The following is a 20,004-nucleotide window of genomic DNA, read 5'->3' on the forward strand; positions in this document are numbered from 1 at the left end:
CATGGCGCAGGGCGCAACATTGATGGTGCAGGGCACCACCTCCGACGCCGGCAAGAGCACCCTGGTGACCGCGCTGTGCCGCTGGCTGCGCCGCCAGGGCGTGGCGGTGGCGCCGTTCAAGCCGCAGAACATGGCACTCAACAGCGCGGTGACCGCCGACGGCGGCGAGATCGGCCGCGCCCAGGCGGTCCAGGCCCAGGCCTGCGGGTTACCGCCGCACACCGACATGAACCCGGTGCTGCTCAAGCCCAACAGCGACATCGGCGCCCAGGTGATCATCCACGGTCGCGCGGTGACCAGCATGAACGCCGCCGCCTACCACGACTACAAGCGGGTGGCGATGCAAGCGGTGCTGGAGTCCCACGAGCGTCTGCGCACCCAGTACCCGGTGGTGATGGTGGAAGGCGCGGGCTCGCCGGCGGAGATCAACCTGCGCGCCAACGACATCGCCAACATGGGCTTCGCCGAGGCGGTGGACTGCCCGGTGATCCTGATCGCCGACATCGACCGTGGCGGCGTCTTCGCCCATCTGGTCGGCACCCTGGAACTGCTCTCCGAATCGGAGCGGGCGCGGGTGAAGGGTTTCGTGATCAACCGCTTCCGGGGCGACATCGCTCTGCTTCAGGGCGGCCTCGACTGGCTGGAAGAGCGCACCGGCGTGCCGGTACTCGGGGTGCTGCCGTACTTGACGGACTTCCACCTGGAAGCCGAGGACGCCATCGACGTCCGCCAGTCGGCCAAGTCCGGTGAGCGCCTGCGGGTGGCGGTGCCGGTGCTGCCGCGCATCAGCAACCACACCGATTTCGATCCGCTGCGCCTGCACCCGCAGGTGGAGCTGACCTTCGTCGGGCCGGGGCAGCCGCTGCCGCCGACCGACCTGATCATCCTGCCCGGCTCCAAGAGCGTGCGCGCCGATCTCGCGTTCCTCCGTGAGCAGGGCTGGGAGTCGGCGATCCAGCGCCACCTGCGCTATGGCGGCAAGCTGCTGGGGATTTGCGGCGGCCTGCAGATGCTCGGTCGCACCCTGGCGGACCCGCATGGGCTGGAAGGCACGGCGGGGGAGAGCGACGGCCTTGGTCTGCTGGACTTTTGCACCGTGCTGGAGCCGGAGAAGCAACTGCGTAACGTCAGCGGCCGGTTGGCACTGGAAGAAGCGAAGGTCGCCGGGTACGAGATCCATGCCGGCGTTACCCAGGGGGCGGCGCTGGCGAGTCCGGCGGTACGCCTGAACGATGGCCGTGTCGATGGCGCCATGAGTGCGGATGGCCAGGTGATGGGGACCTACCTGCACGGCCTGTTCGAGTCGCCGGCCGCTTGCTCGGCGCTGCTGCGCTGGGCAGGGCTGCGCGAGGTACGGAGCATCGACTACTACGCGCTGCGCGAACGCGACATCGAGCGCCTGGCCGATCACGTCGAGGCGCATCTGGATACCGCACGGTTGAGGTCCCTATGCGGGCTATGAATCTGCTTTTCGTAGGAGCGAGCTTGCTCGCGAACAGGCCTGCCCGGATGCATCGGAGTTATGCGGTTCGCGAGCAAGAACTGGGCGTCCCCCTCGTTCCTACAGGTCATGGTTTGCCCGGAGGCAATATGCTTGAACTGATCCTCGGCGGCGCCCGTTCGGGCAAGAGCCGCCTGGCCGAGCGCCTGGCGCTGCAAAGCGGTCTGCCGGTCACCTACGTCGCCACGGCCCAGGCCGGCGATGGCGAGATGTCGGCGCGCATCCTCCAGCACCGCGAGCGCCGTCCCGCGCACTGGGGGCTGGTGGAAGAACCGCTGGCGCTGGCCGACGCACTGGAGCGCCTGGCGGCGCCGCAGCGCTGCGTGCTGGTGGATTGCCTGACCCTGTGGGTCACCAATCTGCTGATCTTTGAGGACGGCTGGCGCCTGCGTGGCGAGATCGATGCGCTGCTGGAGGTGCTGCCGCGCCTGCCGGGGCGGATCATCCTGGTGAGCAACGAAACCGGTCTTGGGGTGGTGCCGCTGGGCGAGCTCAGCCGCCGTTATGTCGATGAGGCCGGCTGGCTGCACCAGTCGCTGGCCGAGGTCAGCGAGCGCGTGGTGTTCACCGTCGCCGGCCTGCCCATGGTGCTGAAGGGGGATGCGTTATGAGTTTGCAATGGTGGTTGCAGGGTACCCAGCCAATCGACCGCGTGGCGCAGGACAAGGCCGCCGCGCGCCAGGAGCAGTTGACCAAGCCGCGAGGCGCGCTGGGCCGGCTGGAAGAGGAAACCATCCGCCTGGCCGGCCTGCAGGGCCGCGAGCGGCCGACGCTGGAACACATCTGGATTGCCCTGTTCGCGGGCGATCACGGGGTGGTGGCCGAGGGCGTGTCGGCCTATCCGCAGGCGGTGACCGTGGAGATGCTGCGCAACTTCGTGCGTGGCGGCGCGGCGATCAGCGTGCTGGCCCGCGATCTCGATGCACGCCTGGAGGTCATCGACCTGGGCACGGCGACACCGCTGGAGCCCTTGCCGGGTGTACTGCACGTGATGGTTGGCGCCGGCACCGCGAACTTCACCAAGGAGCCGGCGATGACCGCCGCGCAGTGCCTGATCGCCCTGGAAACCGGGCGCGAGGCGGTGCGCCGCGCGCAGCAGGCCGGCACGGAGCTGTTCATCGGTGGCGAGATGGGCATCGGCAACACCAGCGCCGCCGCGGCGCTGGCCTGTGCGCTGCTGGACGAGCCGGCGCAGGCGCTGGTCGGCCCCGGCACCGGGCTGGATGCGCCGGGCGTGGCGCGCAAGGTCGAGGTGATCGAGCGCGCGCTGGCGCTGCATCGCCCCCATTGCGACGAGCCCTTCGAGGCGCTGTGCCGCCTGGGCGGTTTCGAGATCGCCGCACTGGTCGGCGCTTACCTGGCCTGCGCGCAGAAGGGCATTCCGGCGCTGGTGGACGGCTTCATCTGCAGCGCTGCCGCGCTCTGCGCCATGCACCTGAATCCCGGTTGCCGCGACTGGCTGCTGTTCGCCCATGCCGGCGCAGAGCCGGGGCACCAGCGTGTGCTTGCCGCGCTCGACGCGCAGCCGCTGCTGGACCTCGGCCTGCGCCTGGGCGAGGGCAGTGGCGCGGCGCTGGCGGTGCCGCTGCTGCGCCAGGCGTGCCGGCTGCATGACGGCATGGCCACCTTCGCCGAGGCGGCGGTGTCGGACCGCCCGGCATGACGCTGCGCCTGGACCTGTTGCGCCACGGTGAGACGGAGCAGGGCGGCGGCTTTCGCGGGCGCCTGGACGATGCGCTGATCGAGACTGGTTGGGCACAGATGCGGGCGACGGTCGGCGACGCGTGCCGCTGGTCGGCGGTGGTCAGTTCTCCGCTGCGCCGCTGCGCGGCCTTCGCCGAGGAGCTGGCGGGCCGCCACGGGCTGCCGCTGAGCCTCGACTCCGACCTGCGCGAGCTGGATTTCGGACAATGGGAAGGCCTTTCGCCAGCTAAGCTGATGGAAAGCGATGCCCAGGCGCTGGGACGTTTCTGGTCCGATCCCTACGCCTTCCCGCCGCCGGGTGGCGAGCCGCTGGGCGAATTCGAGTCCCGCGTATTCCGCGCGCTGGAGCGGTTGTACTGCGACCACGCAGGCACCGCTGTACTGGTGGTGACCCACGGCGGCGTGATGCGCCTGCTGGGGGCATTGGGCGGTGGCTTGCCGGCCCGGCGCTTGCTGGAGGTGGTGGTCGAACATGGCCAGTGCCTGTCGCTGGCGGTGGCGCGTGAAGGCGATAGCTGGCGAATCCAGCAGGCGGAACCGCGATGAGCGAACAACCCGAACGAGAGGAGCCCGTGCCGCCTGCGGGTGACGCACCCACCTCCTTACCCGCCGGTCGGCTCAGCGACTGGTGCTTGCCGCTGGTGGCGCTGCAGTTCCTCACCCGTCTGCCGGTGCACTTCAAGTACATGCCGACCCCGGAGCAGTTCGGCCGGGCAACATTGTTCTATCCGCTGGTGGGTTTGCTGGTCGGTGGGGTGTTGATGGGCGTGGGCGAGCTGCTGGTCAACGTGCACCTGCTGCTTCAGGCCGCGTTGTTGCTGGCGCTGTGGGTGGCGATCAGTGGCGCCTTGCATCTGGATGGGCTGGCCGATACCGCGGATGCCTGGGTTGGCGGCCTGGGTGATCGCGAACGCACCCTGGCGATCATGAAGGACCCGCGCTGCGGCCCCGTGGCGGTGGTGACCCTGGTCGTGGTGCTGTTGCTGAAGTTCGCCGCGCTCACCGCGGTGCTCGGCAATCACCAGTACTGGGCGTTGCTGCTGGCGCCGTGGCTGGGGCGCTGCGTCTTGCCCCTGCTGTTCTTCACCACCGGGTACGCCCGCCGTGGCGGTCTGGGGCAGGCGCTGGCCGACCACCTGCCGCGCCGGGCGATGCCCTGGATGCTGGTGGGTAATGCCGCGCTGATGGTGTTGGTGGGGCTGCCCGGAATGCTCGCGGTGGCGGTTACGCTGGTGGTCTTCGTCTGGTTGCGCAGCCGCTTCATCGCCCGCCTGGGCGGCACCACCGGGGACACCGCCGGGGCGATGGTGGAGCTGATCGAGTGCGCGGTGCTGGTGGCGCTGGCAGTCTGATCGGATCTTCTCCGTGGGGCGTACAACCGTTCGCGGTTGTACGCCGATTCACCTCGCTTTATCGCGGGTACCAGGATCGAACCTGGAGCGCCCGGGGGCAAAGGTCAATCGGCGTATAACGCGGTGCGTTATACGCCCTACGTTCCCGCGCCGTCGCCAAGGAGCGGAGCTGCGGTCAATCGAAGGCGAAATGCTCCGTCTTCAACCCCATGATCGACCGCACCGGCTTGGCCATCGCCGCGGCGTGCCCCTTGGCGCGCGGCAGCAGGCGGGCGAAGTAGAAGTCGCTGGTGGCGATCTTGGCCTTGTAGAAGTCGCTGGACTCGCTGCCGCCCTGGCGCAGGCGCTTGCGCGCGGCGGCTTCCTGCAGCGCCCAGGAATACGCCAGCGCGGCGTAGCCGGAGAACATCAGGTAGTCGTGGCTGGCGGTGCTCACCATATCGCGCTGCTTGCGGGCGGTAAGGGCGATGCGCATCGTCAGCAGGTTCCACTGCGCGCAGAGTTTCAGCAGGGTGAGCGCGCGGCCGCGCATGGCCGGTTCCCGCTTGAGCAGTTCGACGGCGAACTTCGCCACCTGGGCGGTGAAGTCGCGCACGGCCTTGCCCTGGGTCATCAGCAGCACCTTGCGGCCGAGCAGGTCCAGTGCCTGGATGCCGGTGGTGCCCTCGTAGAGCGTGGCGATCCGCGCATCGCGGACGATCTGTTCCATGCCGTGCTCCTTGATGTAGCCGTGGCCGCCGAACACCTGCATGCCCAGGTTGGCGCTTTCCAGGCCCAGTTCGGTCAGGCAGCCCTTGAGGATCGGGGTGAGGAAGCCGAGCTTGTCGTCCCAGCGGTCGTACTCGGTGTTGTCGCGGGTCAGCAGGCCCTGGATCATCTTGTCGGCGTACTGGGTGGCCAGGTAGATCAGCGCGCGGCCGCCCTCGGCCACGGCCTTCTGGGTCAGCAGCATGCGGCGCACGTCGCCGTGGTGCATGAGCGTGTCGGCGATCTGCTCCGGTTCCTTGGTGCCGGAAAGCGCACGCATGGAGCGGCGCTCGCGGGCATAGGCCAGGGCGCCCTGGTAGGCGAGTTCGGCGGTGGCCACGCCCTGGATGGCGGTGCCGATGCGGGCGCTGTTCATGAAGGTGAACATGCATTCCAGGCCCTTGTTCGGTTCGCCGATCAGGTAGCCGGTGGCGCCGTCGAAGTTCATCACGCAGGTGGCCGAGGCCTTGATTCCCATCTTCTTTTCCAGCGCTCCGCAGGTCACGCCGTTGCGAGGGCCGAGCGTGCTGCCTTCGCCAGGAAGGAACTTGGGCACGATGAACAATGAGATGCCGCGCGTGCCTTTCGGCGCGTCGGGCAGGCGGGCGAGGACGATGTGCACGATGTTCTCGGTGAGGTCGTGCTCGCCGGAGGAGATAAAGATCTTGGTGCCGGTGATCGCGTAGCTGCCGTCGGCGTTGGTTTCGGCGCGGGTCTTCACCTGGCCCAGGTCGGTGCCGCACTGGGGCTCGGTGAGGCACATGGTGCCGCCCCAGCGACCTTCGGTGAGCGGAGTGAGGTAGGTCTGCTTCTGCTCCTCGGTGCCGTGCTGCATCACGGTGTTCATCGCGCCCAGCGACAGGCCGGGGTACATGGAAAAGGGCCAGTTGGCGGTGCCCATCATTTCCTGCTTGAGCGCGCCCAGGCTCATCGGCAGGCCCTGGCCGCCGTATTCCACCGGGTGCGACAGACCCTGCCAGCCGCCGGCCACGTAAGCGTCGTAGGCTTCCTTGAAGCCCTTGGGCGTGCGCACTTCGCCGTTCTCCAGGTGGCAGCCTTCCTCGTCGCCGCTGTGGTAGAGCGGGGCGATCACTTCCTCGCAGAGCCTGGCGCATTCGCCGAGGATGGCGTCGACCATGTCCGGCGTCGCTTCGCCGCCGTTCACCAGATTCTTGTAGTGCGTGGGGAAGTCGAAGACTTCATTGAGCAGGAAACGGGTGTCGCGCAGCGGAGCTTTGTAGATGGGCATCGGAAACCTCGGAGCATGGCGCGCCCCGTCGAGGGTGAGGGGCTGGATGGCCGCAGTTATACGGCCGGCTCCGCGTGGTGCCCTTGGCTGCGCCAACGTGGCGCTCTGGCAGATGGGACAATCGGTCGCGGCCGAGATTGACGGTTTGCCTGTTGCGGGTATATACACGCATTCATGCTGACGACCCAATGCCTCTGCACCAAACTGCGCCGGTCCGCCCGCGCGGTCACCCGTGTCTATGATGACGCCCTGAAGGGAGTCGGGTTGACCACGCCGCAATTTTCCCTGTTGCGGCACCTGTCGCGGCTGGAGCAGCCGAGCATTTCCGACCTGGCCGAAGCCATGGGGCTGGACCGCAGTACCCTCGGGCGCAACCTCAAGCCGCTGGAAGGCGAAGGGCTGGTGCGCCTGGCGGAGGGCGAGGACCTGCGCAATCGCATTGTGGTGCTGACCCCGGCGGGGCTGGCGCGCATCGAGCAGGGCCGTGAAGCCTGGGATGCGGCGCAGCGGGATGTGACGGCTCACCTGGGCGAGGACAAGCGCCGTCAGCTGGAAGCCTTGCTGGATGAATTGGCCGAGCTGGAGAGCTAGTGGCGGCCGGCGTGCAATGGAAAGACCCTGATTGAAAGCGGGTATATACCCGTGTAGGAGAGAACGATGTCGAAGCTGTCGCGCACGGGGTTCTGGATACTCTTGTCCGGCGCCCTGATCCTGGCCCTGTCCCTGGGCATCCGCCACGGCTTCGGCCTGTTCCTGGCGCCGATGAGCGCCGAGTTCGGCTGGGGGCGCGAGACCTTCGCCTTCGCCATCGCGCTGCAGAACCTCATCTGGGGTATCGCCCAGCCGTTCACCGGGGCCATCGCCGACCGTTTCGGCGCCATGCGCACGGTGCTGGTGGGCGGCATTCTCTACGCCATCGGCCTGGTGCTGATGGGCTATTCAGACTCGGCCTTCAGCTTGTCGCTGAGCGCCGGCCTGCTGATCGGCGTCGGCCTCTCCGGCACCTCCTTCTCGGTGATCCTTGGCGCGGTGGGCCGCGCGGTACCGCTGGAGCGCCGCAGCATGGCCATGGGTATCTCGGCGGCAGCTGGTTCCTTCGGCCAGTTCATCATGCTGCCCGGCACCCTCGGTTTGATCGGCTGGCTGGGCTGGTCCGCCGCGCTGCTGGCGCTGGGGCTGCTGGTGGCGTTGATCGTCCCGTTGTCCGGGCTGATGCGCGACAAGCCGCTGCCGCGCCAGGGCCACGAGCAGACCCTCGGCGAGGCGTTGCGCGAGGCCGCCGGTCATTCCGGTTTCTGGCTGCTGTCGTTGGGCTTCTTCGTCTGCGGCTTCCAGGTGGTGTTCATCGGCGTGCACCTGCCGGCGTATCTGGTTGATCGCCATCTGCCCGCTACCGTCGGCACCACGGTGCTGGCGCTGGTGGGCCTGTTCAACGTGTTCGGCACCTACATTGCCGGCTGGCTCGGCGGGCGGATGAGCAAGCCCAAGCTGCTCACCGGCCTGTACCTGCTGCGTGGCGTGGTGATCCTTGCTTTCCTCTGGGCGCCGCTGACGGTATGGACGGCCTACGCCTTCGGCATCGCCATGGGGCTGCTGTGGCTGTCGACGGTGCCGCTCACCAATGGCACCGTGGCCACGCTGTTCGGTGTGCGCAACCTGTCGATGCTCGGCGGCATCACCTTCCTGTTCCACCAGATCGGCGCCTTCCTCGGCGGCTGGCTGGGCGGTTATGTGTATGACCACACCGGCAACTACGATCTGGTCTGGCAGATTTCCATCCTCCTCAGCCTGCTCGCCGGCCTGCTCAACTGGCCGGTGCGCGAGCGCCCGGTCGAGCGGGCGGCGCTGGGGGCGGCGTGAGGCGTTCACTGGCGATCGTGCTGGCGCTGGGCCTCGGCCTGGTGCTGGCCGGCCTTGCCTGGTGGGGCTGGCAGCTTGGCGGGCTGGCGCTGATGCAGCTGGGCATGGGCAGTTGCTGAGGGTCGTCGCGCAGCGTAGCGTGGCGGGATAATTCGAGGATCACTGCCATGCGTCTTTCCCTGCTCGCCCTGTCCCTGTTATTGCCCCTGGCCGCGCAAGCCGCCGATTGCCCGGCGCTGCTCAAGACCCAGGGCGAACTGCCCAAGCTGCGTTCCAAGGACAGCCTCGACCTCTGCCGGCTCTACGCCGGCAAGCCGCTGGTGGTGGTGAACACCGCCAGTCACTGCGGCTTCACCCCGCAGTTCAAGGGGCTGGAAGCGCTGTACCAGAAGTACAAGGGGCAGGGCCTGGAAGTGCTCGGCGTGCCCTCCGACGACTTCAAGCAGGAAGACGCCGACGCCGCGGAGACCGCCAAGGTCTGCTACGGCAACTACGGCGTGACCTTCAACATGACCTCGGTGCAGCACGTCAGCGGCGATGAAGCCATCCCGCTGTTCAAGGACCTTTCCGCCCAGGCCGACCAGGTGCCGCGCTGGAATTTCTTCAAGTACGTGGTGGATCGCCAGGGCAAGGTGGTGGCGGAGTTTTCCAGCCTGACCAAGCCGGATGATCCGGAATTGCAGGCGGCAGTGGAGAAGGCTATCGCCAGCCAGCCTTGAGCCGTGGCGGCGCCAGGAAGCCGGGCCGATGCCCGGCTTTTTTGTGCCTGTGCCCGTTGCGGGGAAATTTTCTGTTACAGATGTTGTGGCGAGGTGCCACAATTCACGCCTCGGAACCGCGTCAGGCGGTCGCCGGATCATGGACTGATTCAGGAGATTTACCCTATGGATGGCAAAGCCCTTTTCCTCGCCGTACTACTCGCCCAGGCCGTCGCCGCACCGGCGTTCGCGGCCACCGCCACGTCCAGCCAGAGCGAGGCGCCCGCTCCCGCAGCGCCTGCCGCCGCACCGGCGGCCGAGTCGGACGAGGAGATGTCCCCCGAGACCTTCGTCGCCAGCCTGCACTTCAAGAAGGGCAAGGTAGTTGTGGGCGACAACCTCGCGACCTTCGATCTGCCGGAAAACTTCGTATTCCTCGACGGCAAGGATTCCGAGCGCGTACTCGAGGCCTGGGGCAACCCGCCGAGCTCCGAGCCGCCGCTGGGCATGCTGATGCCCGCCGGTGTATCGCCCTTCGAGCCCGCTGCATGGGCGGTGACCGTGGAGTACGAGGAGAGTGGCTACGTCTCCGACGAGGACGCCGGGAAGATCGATTACGCCGAGATGCTCAAGGAGATGCAGGACGACCTGCGCGAAGCCAATCCGGAGCGCGAGAAACAGGGCTTCGAGGCGATCCAGCTGATCGGCTGGGCGGCGCCGCCGCACTATGACGCGGCGGAGAAGAAGCTGTACTGGGCGAAGGAGCTGAAGTTCGGTGACAGCAAGGAGCACACGCTGAACTACAACATCCGCGTGCTGGGCCGCAAAGGCGTGCTGGTGCTGAACTTCGTCGCCGGCATGGAGCAACTGCCGGAGATCGAGAAGAACGTCGGCAAGGTGCTGGCGATGACCGAGTTCAACCCCGGTAGCCGCTACGTGGACTTCAACCCGAGCGTCGACAAGGTCGCCGCCTATGGTCTGGGTGCGCTGATCGCCGGCAAGGTCGCGGCCAAGGTCGGTCTGTTCGCCACCCTGCTGGTCCTGCTGAAGAAGCTCTGGATCGTCCCGGCGCTGGCCATCGGCTGGATTGCTCGCCGCTTCAAGCGCAAGCCGTCCACCGAGGGTTGATTCGCAGGCATGACTCTCTAGGCAAAGAAAAGCCGGGCAATTGCCCGGCTTTTTCGTGCTGCTGAAGGATCAGCCTTTCTCGCCCTGGACGGTCTTGCCGTTCACGGTGCCTTCCTTGAGCATGATCTGGTATTCCTTGCCATCGGACTCCTGCTGATACAGGCGAACCAGCAGGAAGTCCCAATCCTTGGCGAACCAGAGGATGGTCTTGCGGTTGCTCTTGGTGGGGTCGCGCACGCGCTCCACCTTGATGGCGGTGATCAGGCCGGCCTGGGTGCGGACCTTCTCCTCGCCGAGCACGCGGAAATCGTAGGTATCGCTTTCGGTACCCTCGATCACCTGGTAGCTCATGGCCTTCTTGCCGACGGCCACGTCATGCTGCAGCGCGAGCTGGTAGGTGGACTTGTCCAGCTGGCCCTTGTTCAGCGGCTGGCGCACCTGGTCGCCACGGTCGTTGCCCAGTACCTGCTTCTCGGACCAGTCGAAGTCGAGCTCGGTCTGCTTGTTCTTGCCCAGCCCTTCGCGGGCCCAGCGGTAGGTCAGCGGCAGGTAGACGTCGTTCTCGACTTTGAAAGTGCTGCTTTCGGTGAGGCTGGCGAGCAGCATGGACGCCTTGAAGTCCAGTTCCCAGCGGCCGCCGTCGCCTTGCTTGAGGCTGCGGGAAGCGGTCCCGCTGATCGGCATCTGTTTCCAGTCGGCGGTATAGCTGGCCTCGAATGGCTTCAGGTCGAAGGCCTGTGCCGGCAAGGTCAGTACAGCCATCAGGAACAGCAGGGCTCTGCGCATTGCGAATCTCCTAGGTTCGGTACGAATAGCCGGAGGCGGGGAGCGTTTCCCCATCCAGCATGGCGCCATGCTCGCCCAGGCGCAAACGGCCTTCGGCGAACCAGTGCATGGCCAGCGGGTAGATCACATGCTCCTGCAGGTGAACGCGCTGCGCCAGCGTCTCCGGCGTGTCGTCAGACTGTACCGGGATTGCGGCCTGTACGACCAGAGGACCTCCGTCAAGTTCCTCGGTGACGAAGTGCACACTACAGCCATGTTCGGCGTCGCCGGCTTCCAGCGCCCGCTGGTGGGTGTGCAGGCCCTTGTACTTGGGCAGCAGGGACGGATGGATGTTCAACAGGCGGCCGTGGTAGTGGCGCACGAAGCCCGGACTGAGGATGCGCATGAAGCCGGCGAGCAGCACCAGGTCGGGGTTGAAGCCGTCGATGGCCTGGATCAGCGCGGCATCGAAGCTTTCACGGTCGGCGTAGGCCTTGTGGTCGAGGAAACAGGTCTCGATGCCGACCTTGCGCGCGCGCTCCAGGCCATAGGCGTCCGCGCGGTTGGACACCACCGCGCGGATCACCGCCGACGACGGGGCGTCGGCGAGGCTGTCGATCAGGGCTTGCAGATTGCTGCCGGAGCCGGAAATCAGCACCACGACATTGCAAGGTGTGGACATCAGTGGCCTTTCAGGTTGTTCAGGACCACGCGCTCGGCGTCGGCGGCGCAGGCGTCGATGCGGCCGATGACCCACGGCTGCTCGCCGGCGTCACGCAGAGCCTTCAGGGAAGCTTCGACCTGATCCTGGGCGACGCAGATGACCATGCCCACGCCGCAGTTCAGCACGCGGTGCATCTCGGTCTCGTCGACGTTGCCTTTTTCCTGCAGCCAGTCGAAGACCGCCGGGCGCTGCCAGCTGGCGACGTCGATCACGGCCTGGGCGTTGTCCGGCAGTACGCGCGGGATGTTGTCCAGCAGGCCGCCACCGGTGATGTGGGCCATGGCCTTGACCGCGCCGGTCTGCTTGATCAGCTGCAGCAGCGGCTTGACGTAGATACGGGTCGGGGCCATCAGCAGGTCGGCCAGGGGCTTGCCGCCGAGCTGGGTGGACTCGATGTCGGCACCGGAGACTTCGATGATCTTGCGGATCAGCGAGTAACCGTTGGAGTGCGGGCCGGAGGAGGGCAGGGCGATCAGGGCGTCGCCGGCGACCACTCTCGAGCCGTCGATGATTTCCGATTTTTCCACCACGCCGACGCAGAAGCCGGCCAGGTCGTAATCTTCGCCTTCGTACATGCCCGGCATCTCGGCGGTTTCACCACCGACCAGGGAGCAGCCGGCCAGCTCGCAACCGGCGCCGATGCCGGTGACCACGGTGGCGGCCACGTCGACGTTGAGCTTGCCGGTGGCGTAGTAGTCGAGGAAGAACAGCGGCTCGGCGCCGCACACGACCAGATCGTTCACGCACATGGCGACCAGGTCCTGGCCGATGCTGTCGTGCTTGTTCAGGTTCAGCGCCAGGCGCAGCTTGGTGCCGACGCCGTCGGTGCCGGAGACCAGTACGGGTTGCTTGTAGCCGGCCGGGATTTCGCACAGAGCGCCGAAGCCACCCAGGCCGCCCATCACTTCCGGACGCGCAGTGCGCTTGGCGACGCCTTTGATGCGTTCGACCAGGGCTTCGCCGGCGTCGATGTCCACACCGGCGTCCTTGTAGCTCAACGAGGGTTGCTTGTTGCTCATAAATCCAGGCCTATAGAGGGATGATTCGTCTTGCGGCCAGAGCACGCCATCGGCGCGCTCAGCCTGCGCGGGAGGCGCGGGATTTTATCAGGCTTGCCCGGCAGCGGCCATCTCGCGCTGTTGCCGCTGGCTGGACGGCTGTTTAAGGTATAGGCCTTCTTTGCCGCCTCGCACGATGCGGCGTCCCGATTCCTCCGCGAGAGCCCGCCATGCGTCTGACTGCCCGCCTGTTGATCCTCTGCCTGTCGCTGCTCAGCCTGCCCGGCTTCGCTGAAACCCTGGGCAACCTCTATCAGGTGCACGAGCCGGTCGCCTCCCAGCAGCCGGACGAGCGCAACGCCGGCCTGACCCGTGCCCTGCAGACCCTGGTGCAGCGCCTGACCGGCGATACCCGCGGCCTGCAAAGCCCTGCGCTGGCCGGTTACTTCAAGGACCCGCAACAACTGATCAGCCAGTACGGCTACGAGAACGGTCCGCCCATGGCGCTGGTGGTCGACTTCGATCCGACCGCCACCGACAACGCGCTGCGCCAGGCCGGTCTGCCGGTGTGGGGCGCCAGCCGTCCGTCTGTTCTGGCCTGGTGGCTGAACGAAGGCGCCAACGGCACCAGCCTGGTGGGTGACAGCCAGGAGGCCGCAGCGCCTCTGAACCGTGCCGCCCAGCGCCGCGGCCTGCCGCTGCGCCTGCCGATGGCCGACCTCAGCGAACAGCAGGTCGGCACCGCCGAGAACATCAATGCCGCGCAACCCGGTGCGCTGCAGTCTGCCTCCGAGCGCTACGGTGCTGATGCGCTGCTGGCGGTGGACGCCAAGGAGGCTGACGGCAAGTGGACCGCCACCTGGCGCGTGTGGATGGGCGACAGCCGCGAGCAGGGCCAGGCCCAGGGCGATACCCCCGATGCGCTGGCCGATGCGGTGATGCTGGGTGTTTCGCAGCGTCTGTCGCAGCGCTTCGTTGGCACTGCCGGCGCCGCCACCGCGCAGGTCCTGCAGATCGAAGGGGCGGACCTTGCCCGCTACGCCACGGTGTCGCGCCTGCTGGAGCCGATGGGCGCCAAGCTGGTGCTGGTGCAGGGTGGGAAGCTGATCTACAACGTTACCGCCAGCCCCGAGCAGCTGCGTGCGCAACTGGCCCTGGCCCATCTGCAGGAGTCGCCCGCCGAACCGGCGCAGCCGGCGGTGGATGCCAACGGCCAGCCGGTGCCGAATCCCGCCGTACCGCGTGCGAACGTCCTGCGCTTCCACTGGTAGCTTTCACGGATAAAGCCGGGCCCCGGGGGCGGACAAAGTCCCGTTCCCAGGCCCCGGCTGCTCTGATCCGCACTGAGGAGCTGCGTTATCCTTCTGATTTGGATAAACTTTCAGTCACCACGGCCCACCACAAGCGATTGAAGAAACGCCCGGCCCGCATGACTCCTATGCAGCTTCCCTTAAGCGTACGCCTGCGCGATGACGCAACGTTCGCCAACTACTACCCCGGTGCCAATGCCGCGGCGCTGGGCTATGTCGAGCGTCTGTGCGAACCGGAGGCGGGTTGGACGGAGAGCCTCATCTACCTGTGGGGCGCCGAAGGCGTAGGCCGCAGCCACTTGTTGCAGGCCGCCTGCATCCGCTCCGAACAGTTGGGCGAGCCGTCCGTCTATCTGCCGATGGCTGACCTGGTGGCCTACGGCCCGGAGATCTTCGACAACCTCGAACAGCGCGAACTGGTGTGCCTCGATGACCTCGACGCGCTGGCCGGCAAGCGCGAGTGGGAAGAGGCGCTGTTCCACCTGTTCAACCGCCTGCGCGATTCCGGCCGCAAACTGCTGCTCTCGGCCTCGGTATCGCCGCGCGAGCTGCCGGTGAAGCTGCCGGACCTGAAGTCCCGCCTGACCCTCTCGCTGATCTTCCAGCTGCATCCGCTGACCGACGACGAGAAGCTCCGTGCCCTGCAACTGCGTGCTTCGCGCCGTGGCCTGCACCTGACCGACGAAGTGGGGCGCTTCATCCTCACCCGCGGTGCGCGCAGCATGCAGTTCCTCTTCGACCTGCTGGACGAGCTGGACAAGGCCTCGCTGCAGGCCCAGCGCAAGCTGACCATTCCCTTCCTGAAGGAAACCATGGGCTGGTAAAGCCCAGGTTTCCTTCGCGGTACCTCAGGCGCTCGTCGCTTCCGACTTCGACTCTTCGCCTTCTCCAGCCCGCTTGCGGTCGTACTGGAAGCGCCAGCGTGTGTACATCAGCGCCGAACAGAACAGCGACACGCTGAGGATGATCTCCGCCCAGCCGAAAATGGCGTGGTTGGGATCGAAGGCGTTGAGCACGCCGAGAATGAAATACAGGTTGATCACATAGCACGCCCAGGCATGGCCGCGGGCGCTGCCGATCAGTATGCCCGGCGCCACCAGCAGCAGTGGCAGCAGCTTGAATGCCAGGACCGCCCAGGGCACCCAGTGCGCGGCGCCATGGGCGTCGGCGAACAGCAGGTCCCAGATGACGATGAGCAGGATCAGCCCGATGAAGCTGCCGAGGGCGACCGCGCGGCTGGCGGCCAGCCGGGGTTTGAGCCACTCCATGGGCGGCAGCGGTTTGTTCTTGCGGGCCATTCAACTCTCCAGTTTGCGGGCGACTTCGGCCAGGCGCTTGCCCAGCGCGCGGCACAGGGTGATTTCGTGGTCATCGAGGCTGCGCTTGCCGTCCGCGCCGGCGAAGTGGCTGGCGCCGTACGGCGTGCCGCCGCCGCGGGTCTCCAGCAGCGCCGGCTCGCTGTAGGGGATGCCGGTGACGATCATGCCGTGGTGCAGCAGCGGCAGCAGCATCGACAGTTGTGTCGTTTCCTGGCCGCCATGCAGGCTGGCGGTGGAAGTGAAGACCGCCGCCGGCTTGCCGACCAGGCCGCCGGTCAGCCAGAGGCTGCTGGTGCCATCGAGGAAGTACTTGAGCGGCGCGGCCATGTTGCCGAAGCGCGTCGGGCTGCCCAGGGCCAGGCCGGCGCACTCCTTCAGGTCGTCCAGGGTGGCGTAGAGCGCACCTTCGGCGGGGATGTCCGGGGCCACGGCTTCGCACTCGGTGGAGACCGCCGGCACCGTGCGCACGCGCGCCTCCAGGCCGCCCTGTTCCACGCCACGGGCGATCTGCCTCGCCATCTCGGCGGTGGAGCCGTGGCGGCTGTAGTAGAGGATCAGGATGTAGGCTGTGCTCAAGGCAGGATCTCCAGTACCTTCTCCGGCGGGCGGCCGATCACCGCCTTGTCGCCGACGATCAGTATCGGCCGCTCGATCAGCTTGGGATGGCTGGTCATCGCCTCGATCAGTTGCTCGTCGCTGAGGGCCGGGTTGGCCAGGTCGAGGGTCTTGTACTCGTCCTCGCCGGTGCGCAGCAGTTGGCGCGCGCCGATGCCGAGCTTGCCGAGCAGCGCCTTGAGTTCCGCCGCGCTGGGCGGGGTTTCCAGGTAGCGGATGATCTCCGCCTGGATGCCGCGTTCTTCCAGCAGTTCGAGGGCGCCGCGGGATTTCGAGCAGCGGGGATTGTGAAACAGTGAAATCTGGCTCATGTGCCGGGACTCGCAAGGCCGATGAAGTGGCGGCTATTCTAACCGCCTCCTCGGATCGGACTGAACCGCTGTCGTGCGCCGCGATCTACGAGGACGGTTTTTCTGTGCAGCCTAAGGACAATTCATGCGTGACCGCTTGCAGGGCCTGGTCGAATTCGGCCGCTATCTGGTCCAGCGCTTCCTCGCCGACAAGGCGCCCAACAGTGCGGCGGCCCTGACCTATACCACGCTGTTCGCCGTCGTCCCGATGATGACCGTGACCTTCGCCATGCTGTCGGCCGTGCCGGCGTTCGAGGGGATGGGGGAGCGCATCCAGCTGTTCGTGTTCCGCAACTTCGTGCCCTCCACCGGCGAAGCGGTGGAGGCCTACCTGCGCAACTTCATCGTGCAGGCGCGGCACCTGACGTGGCTGGGCGTCGCGTTCCTGGCCGTCACCGCGTTCACCATGCTGGTGACCATCGAGAAGGCCTTCAACGCCATCTGGCGCGTGCGCCAGCCGCGCCGGGGTGTCGCGCGCTTCCTGCTGTACTGGGCGATCCTCAGCCTGGGGCCGCTGTTGCTGGGCACAGGCTTTGCGGTGTCGACCTACATCACCTCGCTGTCGCTGTTGTCCGGCCCGCATGCCTTGCCGGGGGCGGCGATGCTGCTGAAGTTCATGCCGCTGCTGTTCAGCGTGGCGGCCTTCACCCTGATCTATGCGGCGGTGCCCAATGCGCGGGTGCCGTTCCTGCATGCCCTGGCCGGTGGGGTGTTCACCGCCATCCTGTTCGAGGCGGCGAAGTCCCTGTTCGGCCTCTATGTCAGCCTGTTCCCCGGTTACAAGCTGATCTACGGCGCTTTCGCCACGGTGCCACTGTTCCTGCTGTGGATCTACCTGTCCTGGCTGATCGTGCTGTTCGGTGCGGAGCTGGTCTGCAATCTCTCCTCGACGCGCCTGTGGCGCCGCCGCGCGCTGCCGCGCCTGCTGGTGATCCTCGGGGTGCTGCGGGTGTTCTTCGATCGCCAGCGGCACGGCGTGCCGACCCGGCTGGAACATCTGCACCGTGCGGGCTGGCTGCTGCCGGAAGACGAGTGGGAGGAGATCCTCGACTTTCTGGAGGGCGAGCAGCTGGTTTGCCGCGTAGGTGCGACCAGTGCGTCCTGGGTGCTGTGCCGCGACCTGGGCAGCTACCGCCTGCATCACCTGCTCAACCGCAGCCCCTGGCCGCTGCCGTGCCTCGATGCCTTGCCGGCCGAACTGGACGAGCCCTGGTACCCCGCCTTGCGGCAAACCCTGGAGCGCTATCAGGCGGAGCGGCAGGCGCTTTTCGGAGCCAGCCTCGCAGAATGGTTGAAGCCGTCACATTCTGAGTGACGTAAAACGTCAGTTTCGGGCGATTCTGATTCTTCGGAAACTTCGTACGCAGTTTAGGACGCGCCAATCATGGCTGTTCGTGGATTGGCACGCTTCTGGCTACAGTCCTGTCAGGACAATGATGTCCTGCAGAAGTTCCTTCAAGGCCCGTGAATCCATGAATGACGACCAGAAGAACGTAGTACACCTGCATCAGCGCGATCCGCAAAGCGCGCTGGAGAGGCTGAATAGAATTACTGGTCTGCAATTCAGCAGTTGGCCGGAGTCCCTGTTACCTGTAGTACAGGGCGAGGCGAAGGACCTGCCGCCACAAACGGAGCTCGAACCTGTGGCCCAGGTACGGCAGTTGGGCTGATCAGAGGCTGGTGGCAATCGGTCGAGCCGTGCTGTCCTGCGGCTCGACCGCCTGTACAAACAGCTCTTCGACCACCAGGCGCGACAGGCCGACGGCCGTCCGCAACCTCACCTGCATATCCTCGATTCGCTGGCGGAATGGCAGACGGGCGATCCCCGACAGCAGGATGCGACTCTGCGAATTCACCGTGCCGTGATCGACGGCCACTTCCCTGTCCTTTTCGCCATCCCGGTAGGTGACCACCAGTGTCACTGGCAGCGCTGTCACGCCGGGCAGGTGCAGCCAGACTGCGACGTTGTAGTCGCTCAGGCGCCCGCCGCCGGCCGAGTTGGCGGAGCGCGCATTACTGACGATGTGGCTGGGAACCTTGCTGACGAGCTGGTCGTTGGGCTGCATCTGGCGATCCTGTCGAGACTGGGAGGCGTGCGTGGCGCCTGCCGCATACTGGGGCTGTCGAGAGGCGGCTGGATGAAGTGCTTCTAGTCGGCTCGGACGAACGTCCGAATTATAAGTAGGAGATATCCGACAAACCGGGCTTACTGCCGATCTTGGCTGTGACTTGTCTCGCAATTCAGCTTTCAGGCAAGCCGCAGTGGATGTCGGGAGACGAGGGGCGTGCCCAGGTTCGAGGCCGGTAGCGGCAGGATGGTCTGGTTGTCGAAGCTGGCCAATTGCAGCCAGAGGTTTTCACCTTCCACGAAGTGCCCCTGCGGCAGCCAGAGGCCGTGATACCAGCCATTGCCGGGCTCTGGGGTGCTCTGCAGCACGCCGGGGTGACGCTGCGCGTCAGGGGCGCGGCGGAGCCAGACGGGGCGGGGGAGTCCTTTCAGATAGCGCAGGCCCAGGTGCAGCCCGTCATTGTTGAGGTGCCGCCAGCGCACGATGGCCAGGGTCGGAGTGCCGTTGCTGTTCAGGATCAGCAGCAGTTGGCCGACCGGAAACTGGTTGGCGCGATTACCCGCGCAATGGATGCGGGTGCCTCCGGCGCTGACGTCCAGTATCCCGGCCTCGCAGCCGCCCTGGGCGTCGGAGGTGAGCAGGTGCTGCTGGATGGCGCCCAGTCCCACGATCAGTTGGCAGGTGCCGGTCTGCTCCAGGCGCTCGTGGCGGCGTGGGTGATGTCCCAGCCAATGATGGCGGATGCGCTCGAGCAGGGCTCCCTGGTCGGCCCTGCGCAAGGGGGCGGGGTCGTGCAGGGCGATCAGCAGCGCGCCCAGCTCCAGGCGGCGCAGTCGTTCGGAGGGGGCATCGGCGCCCTGCTCGGGGCTGACGCAGGGCTGGTCGGCGCCCAGGTCCACCAGGTAGCCCTCCTGTTCCTCTTCATCCCAGGGCTGCAGTCGTCCGAGGGCGGCGAGGGGCGCCAGGGCGCTGAACAGTTGCGGGGCTTCGCCTTCGGCCAGGTGGAAGGGGTTGCTCAGGGCGAGCAGCAGAATCTGCTGGTAGAGGCCGCGCAAGGTTCCGGCGGGGACGGGATCGAAGGCGGCGGCCACCGGCTCGTCGAGACACTCCTGGTGTTCGCCGATCCAGTACAGCAGGTGGCTGTCGCGCCAGAGCACTCCGGGCGGCTGCTGGTACTGCTGGTAGTGGCGCAGCAGTGCCTGGGCCAGGAAGTGCTGGGCCATGTACAGGCACCAGGCCATGTGCGGCCGGGAAGGTTTCCGACCCTGCAGGATCTGCAGCAGCAGGCGTTTGAAGCCCGCCGCAAGCTCGGTGCAAAAATGCACGAAGAGCACCGGTGGCGTCTTTTCGTGGCGAACCAGCTGCGAATAGTGGCGATATTCTTCGGTCAGGCTTTGCAGGGCGCGTTGCCTTTCCAGTAAGGTCAGCGCACATCGGTTGAGGCGGAACAGGGTGCCGAGGGCCTTCTGCAGTCCTTCCTGCAGGGAATGGCGCCGGGATTCCTGAAGCCTGGCCGCCAGATTGCTCACTGCATCGGAATCCTCTTCGAGGATATCCGGCACCTCCAGACGCAAGGCGTCGAGCGTCATGAACACCCCGCATACACGAGGACTGA

At 66.6% G+C, this 20,004-nt stretch carries 23 protein-coding genes; 14 read left to right on the top strand and 9 right to left on the bottom strand.

Translation table 11 applies throughout. The annotated features are described in order from the left end of the window. The first annotated feature begins 1 nt into the window (after position 1). The 5 genes from ACNFBT_RS09850 (at position 2) to ACNFBT_RS09870 (ending at position 4,557) form a co-directional block, all read left to right on the top strand. Positions 2-1,462 carry a cobyric acid synthase gene (locus tag ACNFBT_RS09850; protein WP_416749447.1) on the top strand — a complete coding sequence of 487 codons (1,461 nt, stop codon included), beginning with the start codon at positions 2-4 and terminating at the stop codon, positions 1,460-1,462. A 128-nt stretch (positions 1,463-1,590) separates the two neighbouring features. Beyond that, positions 1,591-2,112: a bifunctional adenosylcobinamide kinase/adenosylcobinamide-phosphate guanylyltransferase gene (gene cobU / locus ACNFBT_RS09855; protein WP_416748802.1), complete on the top strand. Its 522-nt coding sequence runs from the start codon at positions 1,591-1,593 to the stop codon at positions 2,110-2,112. Further along, complete coding sequence (cobT, locus tag ACNFBT_RS09860) at positions 2,109-3,164, top strand: nicotinate-nucleotide--dimethylbenzimidazole phosphoribosyltransferase (RefSeq protein WP_416748804.1); 1,056 nt, start codon at positions 2,109-2,111, stop codon at positions 3,162-3,164. Before cobU ends, cobT begins: the two co-directional genes overlap by 4 nt. Further along, positions 3,161-3,751 carry an alpha-ribazole phosphatase family protein gene (gene cobC, locus ACNFBT_RS09865; protein ID WP_416748805.1) on the top strand — a complete coding sequence of 197 codons (591 nt, stop codon included), beginning with the start codon at positions 3,161-3,163 and terminating at the stop codon, positions 3,749-3,751. Before cobT ends, cobC begins: the two co-directional genes overlap by 4 nt. Then, a complete protein-coding gene (locus ACNFBT_RS09870) occupies positions 3,748-4,557 on the top strand; it encodes an adenosylcobinamide-GDP ribazoletransferase (RefSeq protein ID WP_416748807.1) in 810 nt (269 codons plus the stop codon). Before cobC ends, ACNFBT_RS09870 begins: the two co-directional genes overlap by 4 nt. 175 nt (positions 4,558-4,732) lie before the next feature. Here the strand turns inward: ACNFBT_RS09870 and ACNFBT_RS09875 are convergent, their stop codons facing one another. Continuing rightward, positions 4,733-6,553, bottom strand: coding sequence for an acyl-CoA dehydrogenase C-terminal domain-containing protein (locus tag ACNFBT_RS09875; protein WP_416748809.1), 1,821 nt, complete (start codon positions 6,551-6,553; stop codon positions 4,733-4,735). Positions 6,554-6,727: 174 nt separating this feature from the next. Between ACNFBT_RS09875 and ACNFBT_RS09880 the strand changes: the two genes are divergently transcribed. The 5 genes from ACNFBT_RS09880 to ACNFBT_RS09900 all read left to right on the top strand — a co-directional run bounded on the left by ACNFBT_RS09880 (position 6,728) and on the right by ACNFBT_RS09900 (position 10,239). Beyond that, a complete protein-coding gene (locus tag ACNFBT_RS09880) occupies positions 6,728-7,144 on the top strand; it encodes a MarR family winged helix-turn-helix transcriptional regulator (protein ID WP_416748811.1) in 417 nt (138 codons plus the stop codon). A 75-nt stretch (positions 7,145-7,219) separates the two neighbouring features. Further along, a complete protein-coding gene (locus ACNFBT_RS09885; protein WP_416749449.1) occupies positions 7,220-8,413 on the top strand; it encodes an MFS transporter in 1,194 nt (397 codons plus the stop codon). Continuing rightward, positions 8,410-8,532, top strand: a complete 123-nt coding sequence (locus ACNFBT_RS09890; protein WP_416749468.1) for a hypothetical protein — start codon at positions 8,410-8,412, stop codon at positions 8,530-8,532. The genes ACNFBT_RS09885 and ACNFBT_RS09890 overlap by 4 nt, the downstream gene beginning before the upstream one ends. Positions 8,533-8,580: 48 nt before the next feature. After that, positions 8,581-9,132, top strand: a complete 552-nt coding sequence (locus ACNFBT_RS09895) for a glutathione peroxidase (RefSeq protein WP_416748813.1) — start codon at positions 8,581-8,583, stop codon at positions 9,130-9,132. A 165-nt stretch (positions 9,133-9,297) separates the two neighbouring features. Then, the gene (locus ACNFBT_RS09900; protein ID WP_416748815.1) at positions 9,298-10,239 is read left to right on the top strand and encodes a DUF2167 domain-containing protein; all 942 of its coding nucleotides are present in this window, start codon (positions 9,298-9,300) and stop codon (positions 10,237-10,239) included. A 69-nt stretch (positions 10,240-10,308) separates the two neighbouring features. Here the strand turns inward: ACNFBT_RS09900 and ACNFBT_RS09905 are convergent, their stop codons facing one another. The 3 genes from ACNFBT_RS09905 to purM are packed head-to-tail and all read right to left on the bottom strand — an operon-like array spanning position 10,309 to position 12,747. Further along, the gene (locus ACNFBT_RS09905) at positions 10,309-11,025 is read right to left on the bottom strand and encodes a DUF3108 domain-containing protein (protein ID WP_416748817.1); all 717 of its coding nucleotides are present in this window, start codon (positions 11,023-11,025) and stop codon (positions 10,309-10,311) included. A gap of 10 nt (positions 11,026-11,035) precedes the next feature. Continuing rightward, positions 11,036-11,686 (bottom strand): phosphoribosylglycinamide formyltransferase, encoded by a 651-nt coding sequence (purN, locus tag ACNFBT_RS09910; RefSeq protein ID WP_416748819.1) that lies wholly within the window; start codon positions 11,684-11,686, stop codon positions 11,036-11,038. Beyond that, a complete protein-coding gene (purM, locus tag ACNFBT_RS09915) occupies positions 11,686-12,747 on the bottom strand; it encodes a phosphoribosylformylglycinamidine cyclo-ligase (RefSeq protein WP_416748821.1) in 1,062 nt (353 codons plus the stop codon). Before purM ends, purN begins: the two co-directional genes overlap by 1 nt. A gap of 209 nt (positions 12,748-12,956) precedes the next feature. Between purM and ACNFBT_RS09920 the strand changes: the two genes are divergently transcribed. Next, on the top strand, positions 12,957-13,997 hold the full coding sequence (locus ACNFBT_RS09920) for a DUF2066 domain-containing protein (RefSeq protein WP_416748823.1): 1,041 nt from the start codon (positions 12,957-12,959) through the stop codon (positions 13,995-13,997). Between the two features lie 158 nt (positions 13,998-14,155). Next, complete coding sequence (gene hda, locus ACNFBT_RS09925) at positions 14,156-14,860, top strand: DnaA regulatory inactivator Hda (RefSeq protein WP_416748825.1); 705 nt, start codon at positions 14,156-14,158, stop codon at positions 14,858-14,860. A gap of 24 nt (positions 14,861-14,884) precedes the next feature. On the opposite strand, the gene ACNFBT_RS09930 is transcribed toward hda, so the two are convergent. The 3 genes from ACNFBT_RS09930 to arsC are packed head-to-tail and all read right to left on the bottom strand — an operon-like array spanning position 14,885 to position 16,281. After that, a complete protein-coding gene (locus ACNFBT_RS09930) occupies positions 14,885-15,334 on the bottom strand; it encodes a DUF2069 domain-containing protein (protein ID WP_416748827.1) in 450 nt (149 codons plus the stop codon). Continuing rightward, complete coding sequence (gene wrbA / locus ACNFBT_RS09935) at positions 15,335-15,931, bottom strand: NAD(P)H:quinone oxidoreductase (protein WP_416748829.1); 597 nt, start codon at positions 15,929-15,931, stop codon at positions 15,335-15,337. It lies immediately after the preceding gene. Beyond that, positions 15,928-16,281, bottom strand: a complete 354-nt coding sequence (gene arsC / locus ACNFBT_RS09940) for an arsenate reductase (glutaredoxin) (RefSeq protein ID WP_416748831.1) — start codon at positions 16,279-16,281, stop codon at positions 15,928-15,930. The genes wrbA and arsC overlap by 4 nt, the downstream gene beginning before the upstream one ends. A 124-nt stretch (positions 16,282-16,405) precedes the next feature. Between arsC and ACNFBT_RS09945 the strand changes: the two genes are divergently transcribed. Together ACNFBT_RS09945 and ACNFBT_RS09950 are read left to right on the top strand one after the other, a co-directional pair. Beyond that, the gene (locus tag ACNFBT_RS09945) at positions 16,406-17,635 is read left to right on the top strand and encodes a YihY family inner membrane protein (protein WP_416748833.1); all 1,230 of its coding nucleotides are present in this window, start codon (positions 16,406-16,408) and stop codon (positions 17,633-17,635) included. Positions 17,636-17,792: 157 nt separating this feature from the next. Further along, a complete protein-coding gene (locus tag ACNFBT_RS09950; RefSeq protein WP_416748835.1) occupies positions 17,793-17,990 on the top strand; it encodes a hypothetical protein in 198 nt (65 codons plus the stop codon). Here the strand turns inward: ACNFBT_RS09950 and ACNFBT_RS09955 are convergent, their stop codons facing one another. Next, positions 17,991-18,386, bottom strand: a complete 396-nt coding sequence (locus ACNFBT_RS09955) for a hypothetical protein (protein ID WP_416748836.1) — start codon at positions 18,384-18,386, stop codon at positions 17,991-17,993. Positions 18,387-18,568: 182 nt separating this feature from the next. Further along, positions 18,569-19,978, bottom strand: coding sequence for a PilZ domain-containing protein (locus ACNFBT_RS09960; protein WP_416748838.1), 1,410 nt, complete (start codon positions 19,976-19,978; stop codon positions 18,569-18,571). Positions 19,979-20,004 lie beyond the last annotated feature (26 nt).

This window comes from Pseudomonas sp. NY15181, assembly GCF_048068055.1.
Taxonomy (GTDB): domain Bacteria; phylum Pseudomonadota; class Gammaproteobacteria; order Pseudomonadales; family Pseudomonadaceae; genus Pseudomonas.

What these genes read in the sequence shown, in the direction of transcription:
- ACNFBT_RS09875 (WP_416748809.1), bottom strand. Translation starts at nt 6,553, where the DNA reads ATGCCCATCTACAAAGCTCCGCTGCGCGACACCCGTTTCCTGCTCAAT.
- purN (WP_416748819.1), bottom strand. Translation starts at nt 11,686, where the DNA reads ATGTCCACACCTTGCAATGTCGTGGTGCTGATTTCCGGCTCCGGCAGC.
- hda (WP_416748825.1), top strand. Translation starts at nt 14,156, where the DNA reads ATGACTCCTATGCAGCTTCCCTTAAGCGTACGCCTGCGCGATGACGCA.
- ACNFBT_RS09895 (WP_416748813.1), top strand. Translation starts at nt 8,581, where the DNA reads ATGCGTCTTTCCCTGCTCGCCCTGTCCCTGTTATTGCCCCTGGCCGCG.
- cobC (WP_416748805.1), top strand. Translation starts at nt 3,161, where the DNA reads ATGACGCTGCGCCTGGACCTGTTGCGCCACGGTGAGACGGAGCAGGGC.
- ACNFBT_RS09880 (WP_416748811.1), top strand. Translation starts at nt 6,728, where the DNA reads ATGCTGACGACCCAATGCCTCTGCACCAAACTGCGCCGGTCCGCCCGC.
- ACNFBT_RS09960 (WP_416748838.1), bottom strand. Translation starts at nt 19,978, where the DNA reads ATGACGCTCGACGCCTTGCGTCTGGAGGTGCCGGATATCCTCGAAGAG.
- ACNFBT_RS09950 (WP_416748835.1), top strand. Translation starts at nt 17,793, where the DNA reads ATGAATGACGACCAGAAGAACGTAGTACACCTGCATCAGCGCGATCCG.
- arsC (WP_416748831.1), bottom strand. Translation starts at nt 16,281, where the DNA reads ATGAGCCAGATTTCACTGTTTCACAATCCCCGCTGCTCGAAATCCCGC.
- ACNFBT_RS09870 (WP_416748807.1), top strand. Translation starts at nt 3,748, where the DNA reads ATGAGCGAACAACCCGAACGAGAGGAGCCCGTGCCGCCTGCGGGTGAC.
- ACNFBT_RS09900 (WP_416748815.1), top strand. Translation starts at nt 9,298, where the DNA reads ATGGATGGCAAAGCCCTTTTCCTCGCCGTACTACTCGCCCAGGCCGTC.
- ACNFBT_RS09930 (WP_416748827.1), bottom strand. Translation starts at nt 15,334, where the DNA reads ATGGCCCGCAAGAACAAACCGCTGCCGCCCATGGAGTGGCTCAAACCC.
- ACNFBT_RS09955 (WP_416748836.1), bottom strand. Translation starts at nt 18,386, where the DNA reads ATGCAGCCCAACGACCAGCTCGTCAGCAAGGTTCCCAGCCACATCGTC.
- ACNFBT_RS09905 (WP_416748817.1), bottom strand. Translation starts at nt 11,025, where the DNA reads ATGCGCAGAGCCCTGCTGTTCCTGATGGCTGTACTGACCTTGCCGGCA.
- ACNFBT_RS09920 (WP_416748823.1), top strand. Translation starts at nt 12,957, where the DNA reads ATGCGTCTGACTGCCCGCCTGTTGATCCTCTGCCTGTCGCTGCTCAGC.
- cobU (WP_416748802.1), top strand. Translation starts at nt 1,591, where the DNA reads ATGCTTGAACTGATCCTCGGCGGCGCCCGTTCGGGCAAGAGCCGCCTG.
- ACNFBT_RS09850 (WP_416749447.1), top strand. Translation starts at nt 2, where the DNA reads ATGGCGCAGGGCGCAACATTGATGGTGCAGGGCACCACCTCCGACGCC.
- cobT (WP_416748804.1), top strand. Translation starts at nt 2,109, where the DNA reads ATGAGTTTGCAATGGTGGTTGCAGGGTACCCAGCCAATCGACCGCGTG.
- ACNFBT_RS09945 (WP_416748833.1), top strand. Translation starts at nt 16,406, where the DNA reads ATGCGTGACCGCTTGCAGGGCCTGGTCGAATTCGGCCGCTATCTGGTC.
- purM (WP_416748821.1), bottom strand. Translation starts at nt 12,747, where the DNA reads ATGAGCAACAAGCAACCCTCGTTGAGCTACAAGGACGCCGGTGTGGAC.